Raw genomic sequence first — 16,369 nt, 5'->3', positions numbered from 1 at the left:
ACGCTACGCACGAAATCGTGAATTACGCATCGAGGTGAATTATTCGTGCAACAAGTTGCACGCTACACACGAAATCATGAATTACGCATCAAGGTTAATCGGTCGTGCATCAAGATGCACGCTACGAAGGTACAGTTTTTTTAGCTCTCCACGTCTTATCTGGCGATTTTCAGATGTTGGTATAAGTAATGGCGATAGTCGTTCACCAAACTTTGTGCTTCCGCATCTTCTAATTTCCCTTCGCTCAAGATCCGCATGGCAATGTTCGCGCGCATAAAATCATCTTCAACAGGCAATCCTGCAATCTCAAGCAATAATCCGCCAAGAAAAGCCAAATCCAAAAACGTTTGCTGTTGCGTAAAACTGGATGGTACATTACTTCGAACCACCACTTGCGTCACATAATCCGGATTCGCATACTGCCGCAACTTCGGTGGTAAACAATTATCAAACGCCACTTGGTGATCCCCAAAATACGCGAACACATAAGGCGTATTGCGTTGTTTTAAATAGCGGTAAAAGGTTTCTGTCGCTTGATTTAGCGCCATAATACGCTGCGTATAATCATTCAAACAGGCAATCGTTTTCTGACTTAAACCGTCTTTAACCAAATTAAAATGATTCGGCGTATCCGTATGATATGGTCCATGTTCCTTCATGGTTAAGACATAAACAAACATCGGTTGCTGTACGTGCTGTAATAACGGATGTTGTTTTTGCAAAATCATCTCAGCATATTTCAACATCTCATCACTGCCAATGTGCCACAGGTTTTTCCCCAACGGCGCAGGATAGCCTAAATCCTGCGGCTGTAACATTAAATCAAAACCAAAATGATCATAGGCCGATTTTGCATTGTAATTCCCTTTCGTGAAAGGTGATAAGGCAACACAAAAATAGCCTTGCTCACGCAAATTTTTCACCAATCCGGAGGTTAAATGCGGAACAACAGAATAGAACACACCATTTGCCAATGCGCCAAAATCGGTGGATGGCACACCAGCCAAGAAAGCAAACTCCGATTTCCATGTTGCCCCGCCTAAGGTATGCACACGCAACGGGCTCATAAAAACGGTCTCTTCTTGTTTTTCAAACATAGAAAGCGGTGGAATCGTCTGCTGATCAAAATCAAATTGATGTGGATCCAGTGTGGACTCTTGTAAACACACCACAATATCCGGCTTTGTTTCCCCTTGAAAATTCGCCTTCTGGGCAAAAAGTGCGGTCATTTTTTCATGAAATTTTTGACCATCACCGGAAAAGTTCGGCACACTAAAAAAGACACCTCGGCATGACATTGGCAAATTTAAAAACACATCTCTGCCATCATCCGGCAAAGAGTCCAGCCAAACTTTTGTCGCGTGAGGATGGCGAGAATAATGCCACATCAGTCCTAAAGCTACGGCACTCACGCCCCCTGCCAAAATCCGCCAAGACACCGGTAAGACATCGGCATCCGCCCAACCAAAAATGGCATAAACCAACAAACCGATCAAACCGAAAATCGCCAAAATCGCGCCTTTATAATGCAAGAGCGTTTCCCAGTTACGCCAATCGGCGACGAGTAAAAAATCTGAAATCAATAAAGGTTGTTTGTAATAATGAATTTTTAATCGATGGAATAACATCAAGACGACAAACAGTATTGATGCAAAATTCACGCCTCTTTGCCACTGTCCGGAAAAGAAGGTCATTCCCCCGAAAAAAAAGAGAAATAACGCAATAGCAAAAAAATACGTCCAGCGATAGTGAGAATTAAAAATGAAAATGACGGCAGCCAAAAAAAACAAGGCTAAAAGAAGATAGGACATGGTGTAACTACCTAAAATATCAAACGTTAAATGCCATTAACGATGTTTGAAAAGTAATTGAAAATTAACGATTACCTGTAAAAAAGCCCTACCATAGGCAGGGCTTGCAAAATGAGATTATTTTGAACTTGGGATTTTGAAACGGCTGTTAAAGCGTTCAACACGACCACCGGTATCAACAACACGTTGTTTACCTGTGTAGAATGGGTGGCATTTACCGCACACATCCAGGTTGATGTCTTTGCCTAAAGTAGAACGTGTTTTGATCACATTACCGCAAGAACAGGTTGCCGTAACTTCTTTATATTCAGGATGAATACCTTGTTTCATAGAAAACCTCAAAGTTGAAGCCATGCCGCTATCAAGCCAATCGCAAACGCAATCCCTGACACCGCATGAGATTAATATTACGCCATTATAAATGGCACGCTTGTGTGTAAGTTTGCGAATTTTACAGAAAAAGAAAATGACATTCAACCCACCCACCCCCAAATAGACAATAATCCCCCAAAATGCTATATTCCGAGCCCATTTGATTTCACTGAATTTCCATTCATGCCATTTGCCCGAATCGCACTTCCGGTGCCTTTACATCGCTATTTTGACTATGTCCTCCCTACGTCGATGAAGGTTGTCGTTGGGGCTCGGGTGCTTGTGCCTTTTGGGACGCAGAAACGGGTTGGCGTTGTCGTTGACGTTGTGGAACAGACGGACGTGCCTGAAGAACAGTTGAAGCCTGTGCTAGCCTGTCTGGATGATACTTCACTGTTTTCTCCGGAAAGTTGGCAGTTCTTAAATTGGGCGGCGAATTATTATCATGCCCCGTTGGGAGAAGTATTGTCGCAAGCCTTGCCGGTGAAGCTGCGCCAAGGGGAAAGTGCGGTGGAAAAACAAAAAGTTTTTTGGACACCGACCGCACTTGGCGAGCAAGCGTTGGCGCAAGGTTTGCTAAAACGCTCGAAAAAACAGCTTGAAGCATTGCAGGCGTCAAAGGAGGGGATGGAAAAAGGCAACAATCCCTTTGGCAGTGGCATTTGGTCGGCGTTGAAAGCCAAAGAATACATTACCGAAATCGCTCAAGAACCGGAAATTCAAACCTGGCAACAGCAATTAGTTGATAAACCTATCGTCAATAAAGCTGATCGATTAACACTCAATAAACAACAAGCGTTGGTATTCAGCCAATTGAAATTTACTCAAGGCTTTACAGCATGGTTGTTGGACGGCGTGACGGGTTCAGGCAAAACAGAAATCTATCTGCAATTTATTGAAGAGATTTTAAATCAAGGCAAACAAGTGTTGGTCTTGGTGCCGGAAATCGGGCTGACGCCACAAACGGTAAGTCGTTTCCAAGCCCGCTTTAACGTGGTGATTGATGTGTTGCATTCCAATTTAAATGACACACAACGATTACACGTGTGGCAACGTGCGCGTAGCGGGCAAAGTGCGGTCATTATTGGCACGCGATCAGCGTTGTTTACGCAATTTGCCGATTTGGGCGCGATTATTATTGATGAAGAACATGACGCGTCTTTTAAGCAACAAGACGGTTGGCGTTATCATGCTCGCGATTTGGCGGTGGTGTATGCAAAACAATTGAATATCCCCGTTTTAATGGGGTCGGCAACGCCTTGTTTGGAAAGTCTGAATAATGTGCAGCAGGGAAAATATCAGCGCTTGTGTCTATCAGAAAAAGCCAATCAGTCCACCGCACTTCAACAACACGTCATTGATTTAAAACATCAGTCAATGCGTAACGGTTTATCGGAAATCCTGATAAAACGTATGCAGGCGCATTTAGAAAAAGGCAATCAGGTGTTGTTGTTTCTGAATCGACGCGGTTTTGCACCGGTGTTGCTGTGCCATGAATGCGGCTGGATGGCGGAATGCCGCCATTGCGATAAACCTTACACGTATCACCAACAACACAATGTCTTGCGTTGTCATCATTGCAGTGTACAAAAGCCGATTCCGCGCCAATGCGGTAATTGTGGTTCTACTCAATTAATCACCACGGGATTAGGTACGGAACAGCTAGAAGATACCTTAAAAGCAATTTTCCCAAATTATGGCATTGCCCGAATTGATCGTGACACAACGGCGCGCAAAGGCAAGTTGGAAGGTTATTTAGCGGATATTCAACAGGGCAAAAGCCAAATTCTTATCGGGACGCAAATGTTGGCGAAAGGGCACCATTTCCCGAATGTCACTTTAGTCGCATTGGTAAATGTGGATAGTGCATTATTTTCATTAGATTTCCGTGCAGAAGAACGGCTAGCCCAACTTTATATGCAGGTGGCAGGCCGTGCCGGACGTGGTGCGCAACAGGGCGAAGTGCTTTTACAAACCCATTATCCGGAACACCCTTTGTTGCAAAGCCTGTTGCAACAAGGCTACAACCAATTTGCCCACAATGCTCTCGCCTTACGTAAAGCGATGGGATTGCCGCCTTTCAGCTCACAAGCGTTGTTCAAAGCGCAAAGTCGTCATAGCGAAGACGCAGAGCATTTGTTGGCGCAGTTTGCGGCATATTTGCAGCAGGTGAAACGAAATATTGCACCGGAATTACAAATCCTCGGACCGATGCCGGCGCCATTCAGCAAAAAAGCAGGGCAATATCGTTGGCAGTTATTGTTGCAACATCCTTCGCGTGCCACCTTGCATCAGATCTTGACGGCGTTTGAACGAGATCAGGCCGATCAAGCAACAAAAGTGCGGTGGATTTTAGATGTGGATCCATTGGATTTAAGCTAGTTTCGGCTTTGTGGTAGTCAATAAGGCAATTTTTCAGTAGAATTACGCGAATTTTTATTTCATCCCTTTAATGATTATCTTTTTAAATTGAACAGGTTTTATTGTGGCTCAACGTGATTACGCTGCGCGCAGCAGCATGAAGAAAAAGAAGAAACAAAATAAAAATAACAAATCCTTGCTATTAATGATTGCCGCCATGGTGGTCGTTGCTTTTGGACTTGGGCTTTATTTATTAAAAGAAAAAGCGCCGGAGCCTGTGGCGGAGTCTGCCACTACAGTGGAAAAAACACAGCCGAAAAGTGTCTTGCCGAATCGTCCGGAAGAAGTGTGGAGCTATATTCAAGCGCTAGAAACCCGCACCGTGCCAATTGATAATAATCCGAAATCGTTGGATAAAAATATGCGTTTAACGGAAGAACAACGTAAGATTTTAGCGGCGATGGAAGAAGAACAAAAACAAGCGGAACTGGCGCGCAGCAAAGCGGCTGAAGCTCAAGCCGCAACCGCACCACAAACGGCACAAGCACCGGTTCAAGCCCCGGCACAAACAACACAACCCCCAGTGCAACCGCAAGCCAAACCGCAAGTGGTAGAAGCGAAAGAGGCGAAAAAAGTAACGCCGCCAAAAGAAGAGAAAAAAGCGGAACCAGTCGTGAAAACCGAGCCACCGAAAAAACCTGAGCCGGTGCCACAACCGCAATCGCCGTCACAACCTCAGCCACAACAACAAACGGCAAAACCGGCATCACCACAAGCGGCCAGTACGAGTGAGCGCCGCTACGGGTTACAATGTGGCGCATTTAAAAATAAAGCGCAGGCTGATGCATTACAGGTTAAATTAAACGCACTCGGATTAAATGCCAGAGTGAATGAAAGTGCGGATTGGAATCGTGTTGTTGTCGGCCCTGCCGGCGATCGAAATGCGGCCGTAAAAATGCAGGAAAAAGCACAAAGCGTGATTAGCTGCGTGGTGATTGGAATGTAATCAACGATAAAAATGCAATAAAAAAGTGCGGTTATTTTTAACCGCACTTTTTTTATGACACGAATGAGAAATCAAATTATCCGTTCATCCACACGACCGATGCCATTCTTCCCGTAACATGATCTCGGCGATAAGAGAAGAATTTGTCTGCTTCAAGATAAGTGCAGTGTTCGCCGCCGCTGATTTGGGTAATACCAAGGGCGTTGAGGCGTTGCGTAGCGATTTGGTAAAGGTTGCCGAGGAATTTATCTTTCGCTTTCGGATCAGCGATGAAGGCGGATGTGGCTTGGGGATCTTGGGCAACAAATTGATCGATAACTTCTTGCCCCACTTGGAAGGCTGTTGGACCAATAGCCGGTCCGAACCACGCTAAGATGTCTTCATGCGGACAGTGAAATTTGGCGACAGTTTGTTCTAATACACCATCGCATAATCCACGCCAACCGGCATGGGCAGCGGCCACTTCCGTGCCCTGTTTATTGGTAAATAACACGGGCAAACAATCGGCAGTCATCACTAAACACACTTGATTCGGTTGGTTGGTATAAATTGCATCGGCATTGAAATCTTCCCCGTCATAAGGCAGGGTTAATACGCGCGTGCTATGAGTTTGGTTTAAGAACAACGGCATTTGTGGTAAATGGAATTTTTCTACCAATAAAGTGCGGTTGATTTTCACGGCGTTTTTATCGTCGCCTACATGGTTACCCAAATTAAAACTGTCATAGGGCGCAAGACTCACACCGCCATGGCGAAGCGTGGTGAACGCCTTCACGTTTTGAGGGGCGTTCCAGTTCGGTCTAATGGCTTGCATATTAATAATCCAATTCGTCTTTGTGGAGAATATAATCCGCTTTTAAAGCGGTCACTAATTCTACAAAATCGTCCGGCAACGGTGCGTACCATTCCATCATTTCACCGCTAATCGGGTGTTGTAAACGTAACATCACCGCATGTAATGCCTGACGCTTAAAATTGCGTAGCACCTCCATGAGTTCTTCGCTGGCATTTTTTGGGGGACGCGGACGACCGCCATAGGTTTGATCGCCTAATAACGGGTGGGCGATATGTGCCATGTGCACACGGATTTGGTGAGTTCTGCCGGTTTCTAAACGCAAACGCAAGCGCGTGTAATCGCGGAAACGTTCCATAATACGATAGTGAGTGACCGCAGGTTTACCCATCGGATGCACGGCCATGTGGGTGCGTTTGGTAGGATGACGTGCCATCGGCTCATCCACTGTGCCGCCTTTGGTCATGATGCCGCAGGCAACGGCTTCATATTCGCGGGTGATTTTGCGTTTTTGCAAATCACGTACCAGCTGCGTTTGCGCAGGAATGGTTTTGGCGACGACCATTAAACCCGTGGTGTCTTTATCTAAACGATGTACAATGCCTGCGCGCGGCACTTCGGCAATTTGTGGATAATGGTAAAGTAGCGCATTGAGAACTGTGCCTTTAGGATTGCCTGCGCCAGGGTGAACGACAAGATCTTTCGGTTTGTTGATAACGAGAATATCATCGTCTTCATACACGATATTTAACGGAATAGCTTCCGGCTCAAAGCGAGTTTCATCTTCAATTTCTACAGTAATCTCAATGTGTTCATCGCCGTAAACTTTGGTACGCGGCACATTTTGCACGACACCGTTGACCAGCACCAAATCCTCTTCAATCCATGTTTTTAAGCGGGAACGGGAATAGTCGGGGAACAATTCCGCCAAGGTTTGGTCTAAGCGCTGCCCCATTTGTTGCGGTTGCACGATTGCCGAGAGAGTAATTTGTGCCATAAATAAAAAATCCGTTAATCAAGTTTGCTTATTTAGCAATGTTCTATACAATATCGGGCAATTGTAACTCATTTCTCATTTTTCGTAAAAATAAGGATTCTATTTAATGCGTAAACTTAAATCCCTTGCACTTTTGGCTTTTGTTGCATTGGCGGTTACGGCGTGTTCCGGTTCTAAGCAAGATGTCGAGCAAGCACCGGAGCAAGAATTATACAGTACCGGGCAAACCTATTTGCAAAAAGGGGATTATAGTCAGGCAATCCGTTATTTAACGGCAGTGGACAATCGTTTTCCGGGTGGATCTTATAGTGAACAGGTGCAACTGAATTTGATTTATGCCTACTATAAATCACAGGATTACACCGAAATGTTAGTCACCGTTGATCGCTTTATTCAACGTTTTCCGCATAGCGATCATTTAGATTACGCCTTATATATGGCAGGATTAGCCAATTCCGCTTTGGGGGATAACTTCTTCCAAGATTTCTTTGGCGTCGATCGCGCAACACGTGAGAATACCTCGATTAAAACGGCTTTTGCCAACTTCCAAAATTTGGTGCAACATTTCCCGAATAGCCCTTATGCGCCGGATGCCTTGGCCCGTATGGCCTATATTAAAGCGAGCCTTGCACGTCATGAGTTAGCGATCGCGAAATTTTATTTTAAACGCGATGCCTATGTGGCAACGGCTAACCGTGTCGTGTCTATGTTAAAGTTATATCCGGACACTCAAGCCACGTTAGAGGCGCTGCCATTAATGAAAGAATCTTATGAAAGAATGAATTTAAAACAATTAGCGGATCAAACAGCGAAAATTATTGCCGCCAACGAAGGCAAAAAATTTGCCGAACCGGAAAAGCCAAAATCGCCGGAATTGAAAGCGCCACAAAAATAAACAAAAACCTCCGAATTATCGGAGGTTTTGTTTTTTACCCGACCAAAATACGCTCCAACGGCATATCCCAGCTTTCAACAGGCAAGGTATCCACTTGCTGACATTGGTGCGCTAAACCAATCGGAATGAAATGTTTCTGTTGCCAATGTTGCAACGTGCGATCGTAAAATCCCCCACCCATGCCAAGGCGATTGCCCTGCTTATCAAACGCGACCAACGGCGTAAAAATCACGTCTAACTGCTCAAGCGGAATCACATTTTGTACATTTAAGTGCGGTTCAAAAATCCCAAATTTATTGGCTTTCATCGGTGTGTCAGGCAAATAACGCAAAAATAGCAAATGTCCTTGACAAAAGGGATGGAGCACCGGCAAATACACGTTTTTGCCCTGTCGCCATAACTGTTCAATAAGCGGTTGTGTCGCAATTTCGCCATCTACGGCAAGATATAAGGCAATGTGCTGTGCTTGATGTTGTTCAATGAACAAAAGCGCTTGTTGAGTAATACGTTGAGCGGCTTGTTGTTGCTGAAGTGCGGTCAAATTCCGGCGCGTTTTTCGAATATGTTGGCGTAGTTGCTGACGAAATTGTTGATGTTGTTGAGTGGTTGAAAGACGTGTTTGCATAAATGTCGTATCAGAAAGGAACCCGAGGTGCCGTTGTAGGTGATCAGTCCTTGAACCCTACGGTTCAAGGGAATTAGTTGAAATCATTTTTAGGCTTCTTAGTCAAGCTAAGCCTGCACACCAATGACAGGAAACCAATTCATAAGATTAAAAGTATCGGCTCAGGGACATAACCCACTGGCGAACACCTCAGGAAATTCTTTGATGTAATACTACTCGAAATTGCATTTTATGACTAGCAATAATTCATATCCTTACACTATTTTACATTGTGACCAGAGCAAAAAATTAGTTCATATTGAATTTTTGCGTAGAAAGATTATCCAGTGAATGATCGAGCGGTCGTAAGATTTTATTTTTCAACACATCTTCAATTAAGTGGGTTTTCTGCTGCTCTTGCATCAGCTCGAAACTTAAATTTAATGCAACGATGGAAAGGACTTTTTCCACTTGCAAAATGCCGGTGCGTTCTTTCATTTCTGACACGCGTTGATCTAATTCACGGGCGGCATGGCGCAATGCGTCATGTTGTTCTTCCGGACAATTTAAGCGTAACAACTGCCCCAATACGGATAATTCAATACTTTTAGATGACATGTTTTGCCCCAAATTCGCTAATTAAAACTGTGCGCATTATGCCACAGGCGAAAAAACTTGCCAATTTCTAAACTGGTTACCTAAGGTGAAGAATGATAGACTAAGCACAATTTCAACAAGGATAATTTCAATGACCACAATTTCTTATCAACACCTAAATCAACAGCTCCAACACGCCTCTATCCCCCTTTCTGCCGCCGAATTACACGGTTTTTTGAGTGGCTTAATTTGCGGCGGCGTTCAAGATCAGAGCTGGCAGCCATTACTTTATCAATTTACCAATGATAATCACGCCTACCCTACCGCACTTTTAACGCAAATTACCGACATTTATCAACAAATTCGTCACCAATTAGCCGATAATGAAGCCTTTGACTTTGCGCTTTGTTTGCCCGATACGGAAAATATTTTTGAATATGCCGATGGTTTGGCAGAATGGTCGAACCACTTTTTGCTCGGTTTAGGTTTGGCTCAACCGCATTTAGACAAAGAAAAAGGCGACATTGGCGAAGCGCTGGACGATTTACATGATATTTGCCAGTTAGGTTACGAAGAAGACGATGATCCCGAGGAACTAGCACAAGCGGTGGAAGAGATCGTGGAATATGTGCGCACCATCGCCACCTTGTTTTTTACTCATTTCACCAAACAAGAAGACAAACAACCGACGTTACATTAATAAGGATACAATATGGATCTCGCATACATGGCAGCGTTACCGATGGAAGAATTTGCTCAACGTCGTGCCAAGGTTTTTGAACAAATGCAGGACAATTCCCTGTTTTTAGTCTTTTCCGACATTGAACGTCGTCGCAATGACGGCTGTGATTATCCTTTCCGTCAGGACAGCTATTTCTGGTATTTAACCGGTTTTAATGAGCCGAATTCGGCATTGTTATTGCGTAAACAACAAGGTGAACAGCAGGCGATCATGTTTGTACGACCGTCCGATAAATTACTGGAAATTTGGAACGGACGCCGTCTTGGCGTGGAGCATGCGCCGCAAACCTTGTTGGTGGATACGGCTTATGCTATCGAGGAGTTTGTACCGCAGTTTAAAAATTTAGTGCACAAACAGACCGCACTTTATTATGCACCGAAGCAACAGCCTTGGGGCGACGCCTTGCTGGAACAAAGTACGGTGGAATTTTTGAGTGTTTTTAATTGGAAGCCGATGCTCGGTGAGATACGCCTGTTCAAATCGGAAAATGAAATTGCGCTCATGCAACAAGCGGGGCAAATCAGTGCGCTTGGACACATTAAAGCCATGCAACAAACCCGCCCGAACCGTTTGGAATATGAGGTGGAAAGCGATATTCTGCATGAATTTAACCGCTTTGGCGCGCGTTATCCTTCCTATAACAGCATTATTGCCGGTGGTGAAAACGCCTGCATTTTGCATTATTCGGAAAATGATATGCCGTTGCGCGACGGCGATTTGGTGCTTATTGATGCGGGCTGCGAATTTGCCATGTATGCCGGCGATATTACCCGTACTTTCCCGGTAAACGGTAAATTTAGCGAGGCGCAAAAAGCGATCTATGAGATTGTGCTACAAGCACAAAAACGCGCCATTGAATTGCTGGTACCGGGCAGTTCCATTGCGAAAGCGAACGAAGAAGTTATTCGTATTAAAACCGAAGGTTTGGTCCGTTTAGGCATTCTGAAAGGCGACGTAGATGAATTAATCGAACAAAAAGCGTATCGTGAATTTTATATGCACGGTTTAGGGCATTGGCTCGGCTTGGATGTACATGACGTAGGCGAATATGGTGAAAATCGCGACCGCACTTTAGAACCCGGCATGGTGCTGACCGTAGAGCCGGGATTGTATTTATCTAAAGACGCGGATATTCCGGAGCAATACAAAGGCATTGGCATTCGGATTGAAGATAATTTGTTGATTACCGAATACGGCAACAAAAATCTGACGTCTGCGGCACCGAAAGAAATTGCTGATATTGAAAAAGTAATGGCAGAAGCCAACGCCTGTTTTAAGCAAAATTAAGGAAAAATAATGAAAAAAATTGAAGCGATTATTAAACCCTTTAAATTAGATGATGTGCGAGAAGCCTTGTCCGATCTTGGTATTACCGGAATGACGGTAACCGAAGTGCGTGGCTTTGGCCGTCAAAAAGGGCATACGGAACTTTATCGTGGCGCAGAATATATGGTGGACTTCCTGCCAAAAGTCAAAATGGAAATTGTGGTGCCCGATGACTTATTGGAGCCTTGTTTAGATGCCATTATAGAGACGGCACAAACAGGTAAAATCGGGGACGGCAAGATCTTTGTTTATGAAGTCGAGCGGGTTGTCCGCATTCGTACAGGCGAAGAAAATGAGGATGCAATTTAAACATGGCGCAGCATTCTTCTCTCGTCAAAGCGCTGGTTGCCAGTGCATCAATTGTCATTGTTTTAGCTGGTATTAAAGCCGCCTCAGAAATTGTGGTGCCGTTTTTATTGGCATTGTTTATTGCGATTATCTGCTCGCCTTTGCTAGCATTTTTGACCAAAAGAAAAGTGCCTTATTGGCTGGCGATTACCACGTTATTATTGTTGATTTTCGTAATCTTTTTCTTTCTTTTCGGGCTTATTAACAGCACGATCCAAGAATTTAGCCAATCTATTACGCAATATCGACAATTATTGGCAGAACGCGTTAATGATGTTTTAACACTCGCACAAAAATGGAAAATCCCGTTAGATATTTCGGAAAATAGCATTATGGAGAATTTCGATCCGAGTGCCATCATGAAATTCGTCCAACGTGTCTTTTTAAGCTTTTCCGGTGTAGTGACCAATATTTTTGTCTTATTACTTGTAGTGATTTTCATGTTGTTGGAAGCCCCTCAGGCGAAGCATAAATTTGCTGTCGCATTTAGCGATAATCCCAATGATATCGGGCAGCAAGAGCATTATTTAGATCGCATTTTAAACGGCATCATGAGCTATCTCGCCGTCAAAACCATGATGAGCGTACTAACAGCCATTTGTGTTTGGGCGTTATTAGAAGTCGCCGGCGTGCAGTATGCAATCTTATGGGCAACGCTCAGTTTTCTGCTCAACTACATTCCCAATATCGGTTCTATTATCGCGGCAATCCCGATCATTGTACAAGCCTTGCTGTTGAATGGGTTCATTATCGGCTCGGGCGTATTGGTCGCGATTGTCATCATCAACGTCGTTATCGGCAGTGTGCTGGAGCCACGTTTAATGGGGAAAAAACTGGGGCTTTCCACCTTGGTAGTTTTTTTATCCTTGCTGTTTTGGGGATGGTTATTAGGCACCGTGGGGATGTTACTTTCCGTGCCGTTAACCATGGCGTTGAAAATCGCTTTAGAGGCCGGTTCCTCAACGGCGAAATACGCCATCTTGCTTGGTGACGGTCATTCTCAACAAGCAAAACGCTAAAAATAAAGTCGCAGACGCGACTTTATTTTTTATCTTGCAACAATTTCCTTAACCAAATTCTCCACAAATTCCAACCGCACTTTGTAGTCCGTTAAATCTTTGGTAAAGCGGAATTTATGTGGACCGTCAAAACGATAAACCGCCGGATTACTTTGGATTAACTGTAAAAAGATCATTGGGTCTAACTCGGCGTTCGGCGAAAATTCGATGAATCCGCCTTGCGCATTGGCATCCAAGCGAATGACATTAAGCGGTTTTAAATCCAGTCGTAATTGCGCAATTTGCAACAGATTCCGCGTGGCTTGTGGCAATGTACCGAAACGGTCAATAAGCTCCACTTTTAATTCATCCAACGCGTCGGTATTTTCCGCACCGGCAATGCGTTTATAGAAAGACAAACGCATATTCACATCGCCCAAATAATCTTCCGGCAATAGAGACGGCATCCGCAAATCAATTTCTGTTTGTTGTTGCGTCAGTTCGTCCAATGACGGCTCGCGCCCTTCTTTTAAGGCTTTCACCGCACGCTCCAACAATTCCATGTAAAGGGAAAAACCGATACTTTCAATTTGTCCGCTTTGCTCGTTGCCCAACAATTCCCCGGCGCCACGAATTTCCAAATCGTGGGTGGCTAAAATAAAGCCGGCACCAAGGTTGTCTAGGCTTTCCAGGGCTTCCAAGCGTTTTTGCGCATCCTTCGTCATCAGTTTCGGTGGCGGTGTGAGCAAATACGCATAGGCTTGGTGGTGAGAACGCCCAACCCGTCCACGAAGCTGGTGCAACTGCGCCAGACCAAAATTGTCGGCACGCTCGATAATAATGGTATTGGCCGTCGGCACATCAATACCGGTTTCAATAATGGTAGAGCACACCAGCACGTTATAACGTTGGTGATAAAAATCCGACATCACGCGTTCCAGCTCACGTTCGCGCATTTGCCCGTGTCCCACAATCACGCGCGCTTCCGGCACAAGTGCGGTCAGTTTTTCTGCCGTATTTTCAATACTCGCCACATCGTTATGCAAATAATACACCTGCCCGCCACGCAAAATTTCACGCAAAATGGCTTCACGAATCACCAGTTCATCCGTTTGACGTACAAACGTTTTAATCGTTAAACGGCGTGCCGGTGGCGTAGAAATAATGGAAAGATCGCGAATGCCATTCATCGCCATGTTTAAGGTACGTGGAATCGGTGTTGCCGTCAGGGTGAGAATATCAATGTTCGCGCGCAGCTGTTTCATTTTTTCCTTTTGACGCACGCCAAAACGGTGTTCTTCGTCAACAATCAACAAGCCCAGATCATGAAATTGCACGTCACCTTGAATGATTTTATGGGTACCAATCAGAATATCCACTTTGCCGTCGGCTAAATCCTGCAGCACTTGCTTCTGCTCTTTCGCCGTTTTAAAGCGGGACAACATTTCCACGTTCACCGGCAAATTGGCGAAACGGTCTTTGAAATTATCGAAATGTTGTTGCGCCAACAACGTGGTCGGCACCAACACAGCAACCTGTTTATGGTTCATCACCGCTAAAAAGGCGGCACGCATCGCCACTTCCGTTTTACCAAAGCCCACATCACCACACACCAAACGATCCATTGCTTTCGGTTGCGTCATGTCGGAAATTACGGCATTAATCGCCATGAGTTGATCATGGGTTTCTTCAAACGGGAACGTAGCGGTGAATTGTTGGAATTCCTCACGATCATATCGGAACGCAAAGCCTTTTTGCGCTTCACGTTGCGCATACACATCCAATAACTCCGCGGCCACATCACGAATTTTCTCCGCCGCTTTGCTGCGCGCTTTGCCCCAGGCTTCGGAGCCTAACTTGTGCAACGGCGCGGTTTCATCGGCACCGCCCACATAACGGCTGATTAAATGTAACGATGCCACCGGCACATACAATTTTGAGTCGTTGGCATAATTGAGCAACAAATATTCCGCTTTAATGCCGCCGTTTTCTAAACTCACTAAACCGCCATAGCGCCCCACGCCATGATCCAAATGCACCACAGGCTGACCGATTTGCAATTCGGCAAGGTTACGAATCAGGGTATCAGGGTTCACCGTGCGGGATTTATCCCGCTGCCGTTGTTGCACACGTTCGCCAAGCAATTCCGATTCACAAATAATGGCAAGTGGCACATCTTGCTCAATAATAAAACCATGCTCCAACGGGCTAACCATTAAAGCCAATTTTTCTTCCGTTGCTTGCGCCAAGGTATGAATCTGTTTTGGCTTCAGTTTTAGCGGAGCAAGCAGGCTTAACAAGGTTTCACGGCGCCCTTCCGTTTCCACGATAAATAAAATATTGCCTTTAAAATGCTCAATAAATTGGCGTAACTGATGTAACGGTTCTTTTTGTTGCGATTGAATGGTCAGTGGCGGTAAAGGCGTAATCGCCAAATTTTTCTGCCGTGCGGATGACCGCACTTTTTCCGTTTTTAACGCAATCGCAGGGTAATTTTTTAATTGACGATTCACTTCGTCAATGCGCAACCAAAGTTTATCGGGTGACAATAACGGACGCATTGGATCGACACGGCGGCTCTCAAAACGTTGTTCCGCATCCGCATAAAAACGCTCGCCCTGCGTTTGATTTTGCTCGCCGGTAATAAACAGTGTATTCGCCGGGAAATAATCAAATAAAGTCGCCATTTCTTCAAAGAACAAGGGCTGCCAATATTCAATCCCTGCCGCTAACGTGCCTTTGCTGATTTGTTGATAAATATGTTCCGGATCCCGTCGAATTTCACCAAACGCCGCGCGGAATTGGCTGCGGAAAAATTCAATGCCTTGGTTATCCGTTGGAAATTCGTGTGCCGGCAATAAATTGATTTGATCGATTTCCTGCAACGTGCGTTGTGTATCCACATCAAAAGTGCGAATAGAATCAATTTCATCATCAAAAAAATCTAAGCGAAAAGGCACCGCACTTCCCATTGGGAAAAGATCCAACAAAGCACCACGCACAGCATATTCGCCATGTTCCAACACTTGCTCCACCGCGCGATAACCCGATTTTTCCAATTGCAAACGAAGTGTTTCAATGACAAAACGGTCGCCTTTGTTAATCAGTAACACCCGATGTTGTAAATAAGAGGGCGGGCAAACCCGTTGCATTAAGGTGGCAATCGGCAAAATGAAAATGCCTTGCTTGCGTTGCTGTAAATGAAATAAGGCACTCAAGCGCGCAGAAATAATATCTTGATGAGGCGAAAAACTGTCGTAAGGCAAGGTTTCCCAATCGGGGAAAAAGGTAACATTAAGCGGGCTCAGTTGCGCTAATTCTTTTTCTAAACGCACCGCACTTCGGGTGTCATTCGTCACCACGACGGTTAGCCCGTTAAACTGCGCCGCAATTTCACTCACGGCAAGGCTATCCGCACCGGGCAGAATATTGGCTAAAATTTTATGATCTTGTGCTTGGGTTGGAATTTCGATGTGAAAAAATGGAGTTTGCATAAAACGGCAATATCTTAAAAAAAAT

The 16,369-nt window shown here is 44.9% G+C and carries 14 protein-coding genes and 1 other RNA gene; 7 read left to right on the top strand and 8 right to left on the bottom strand.

The window, feature by feature from the left end; translation table 11 throughout:
- Nucleotides 1-155: 155 nt before the first annotated feature.
- Both HMPREF9065_RS02575 and rpmE read right to left on the bottom strand, forming a co-directional pair.
- A complete protein-coding gene (locus HMPREF9065_RS02575; RefSeq protein ID WP_021616577.1) occupies nt 156-1,811 on the bottom strand; it encodes an LTA synthase family protein in 1,656 nt (551 codons plus the stop codon).
- Between the two features lie 117 nt (nt 1,812-1,928).
- A complete protein-coding gene (rpmE, locus tag HMPREF9065_RS02580) occupies nt 1,929-2,141 on the bottom strand; it encodes a 50S ribosomal protein L31 (RefSeq protein WP_021616576.1) in 213 nt (70 codons plus the stop codon).
- Nucleotides 2,142-2,366: 225 nt separating this feature from the next.
- Between rpmE and priA the strand changes: the two genes are divergently transcribed.
- Nucleotides 2,367-4,565, top strand: coding sequence for a primosomal protein N' (priA, locus tag HMPREF9065_RS02585; protein ID WP_033002648.1), 2,199 nt, complete (start codon nt 2,367-2,369; stop codon nt 4,563-4,565).
- Nucleotides 4,566-4,668: 103 nt separating this feature from the next.
- On the top strand, nt 4,669-5,550 hold the full coding sequence (gene ftsN / locus HMPREF9065_RS02590; protein WP_033002647.1) for a cell division protein FtsN: 882 nt from the start codon (nt 4,669-4,671) through the stop codon (nt 5,548-5,550).
- Nucleotides 5,551-5,626: 76 nt separating this feature from the next.
- Here ftsN and pgeF read toward each other — a convergent pair whose 3' ends face one another.
- Entirely contained in the window at nt 5,627-6,364 is a 738-nt protein-coding gene (gene pgeF / locus HMPREF9065_RS02595; protein WP_021616573.1) for a peptidoglycan editing factor PgeF, read from the bottom strand.
- 1 nt (nt 6,365) lies between these two features.
- Nucleotides 6,366-7,340 (bottom strand): 23S rRNA pseudouridine(1911/1915/1917) synthase RluD, encoded by a 975-nt coding sequence (rluD, locus tag HMPREF9065_RS02600; protein ID WP_021616572.1) that lies wholly within the window; start codon nt 7,338-7,340, stop codon nt 6,366-6,368.
- Between the two features lie 106 nt (nt 7,341-7,446).
- Here rluD and HMPREF9065_RS02605 point away from each other — a divergent pair, with 106 nt between their 5' ends.
- Entirely contained in the window at nt 7,447-8,235 is a 789-nt protein-coding gene (locus HMPREF9065_RS02605) for an outer membrane protein assembly factor BamD (RefSeq protein ID WP_021616571.1), read from the top strand.
- Between the two features lie 34 nt (nt 8,236-8,269).
- Here the strand turns inward: HMPREF9065_RS02605 and HMPREF9065_RS02610 are convergent, their stop codons facing one another.
- The 3 genes from HMPREF9065_RS02610 to HMPREF9065_RS02615 all read right to left on the bottom strand — a co-directional run bounded on the left by HMPREF9065_RS02610 (nt 8,270) and on the right by HMPREF9065_RS02615 (nt 9,457).
- Nucleotides 8,270-8,860, bottom strand: coding sequence for a 5-formyltetrahydrofolate cyclo-ligase (locus HMPREF9065_RS02610; RefSeq protein ID WP_021616570.1), 591 nt, complete (start codon nt 8,858-8,860; stop codon nt 8,270-8,272).
- A 15-nt stretch (nt 8,861-8,875) separates the two neighbouring features.
- Nucleotides 8,876-9,059, bottom strand: a non-coding RNA gene (gene ssrS / locus HMPREF9065_RS09955) — 6S RNA.
- Nucleotides 9,060-9,148: 89 nt separating this feature from the next.
- Nucleotides 9,149-9,457 (bottom strand): cell division protein ZapA, encoded by a 309-nt coding sequence (locus HMPREF9065_RS02615; RefSeq protein ID WP_021616569.1) that lies wholly within the window; start codon nt 9,455-9,457, stop codon nt 9,149-9,151.
- A gap of 130 nt (nt 9,458-9,587) precedes the next feature.
- Here HMPREF9065_RS02615 and HMPREF9065_RS02620 point away from each other — a divergent pair, with 130 nt between their 5' ends.
- From HMPREF9065_RS02620 to HMPREF9065_RS02635, 4 genes are read left to right on the top strand one after another with little or no spacing between them, the layout of a single operon-like run.
- A complete protein-coding gene (locus tag HMPREF9065_RS02620) occupies nt 9,588-10,136 on the top strand; it encodes a YecA/YgfB family protein (protein WP_021616568.1) in 549 nt (182 codons plus the stop codon).
- Nucleotides 10,137-10,148: 12 nt separating this feature from the next.
- The gene (gene pepP / locus HMPREF9065_RS02625) at nt 10,149-11,465 is read left to right on the top strand and encodes a Xaa-Pro aminopeptidase (protein ID WP_021616567.1); all 1,317 of its coding nucleotides are present in this window, start codon (nt 10,149-10,151) and stop codon (nt 11,463-11,465) included.
- A 9-nt stretch (nt 11,466-11,474) separates the two neighbouring features.
- Nucleotides 11,475-11,813, top strand: coding sequence for a nitrogen regulatory protein P-II (gene glnB / locus HMPREF9065_RS02630; protein WP_021616566.1), 339 nt, complete (start codon nt 11,475-11,477; stop codon nt 11,811-11,813).
- A gap of 2 nt (nt 11,814-11,815) precedes the next feature.
- Complete coding sequence (locus tag HMPREF9065_RS02635; protein WP_021616565.1) at nt 11,816-12,871, top strand: AI-2E family transporter; 1,056 nt, start codon at nt 11,816-11,818, stop codon at nt 12,869-12,871.
- A gap of 29 nt (nt 12,872-12,900) precedes the next feature.
- On the opposite strand, the gene mfd is transcribed toward HMPREF9065_RS02635, so the two are convergent.
- Nucleotides 12,901-16,344 (bottom strand): transcription-repair coupling factor, encoded by a 3,444-nt coding sequence (gene mfd, locus HMPREF9065_RS02640; RefSeq protein ID WP_021616564.1) that lies wholly within the window; start codon nt 16,342-16,344, stop codon nt 12,901-12,903.
- Nucleotides 16,345-16,369: the final 25 nt, after the last annotated feature.

It is taken from the genome of Aggregatibacter sp. oral taxon 458 str. W10330 (assembly GCF_000466335.1).
Taxonomy (GTDB): domain Bacteria; phylum Pseudomonadota; class Gammaproteobacteria; order Enterobacterales; family Pasteurellaceae; genus Aggregatibacter.
Note: the sequence above shows the minus strand (reverse complement) of the source record. Positions and strands in the feature narration are given on the sequence as shown.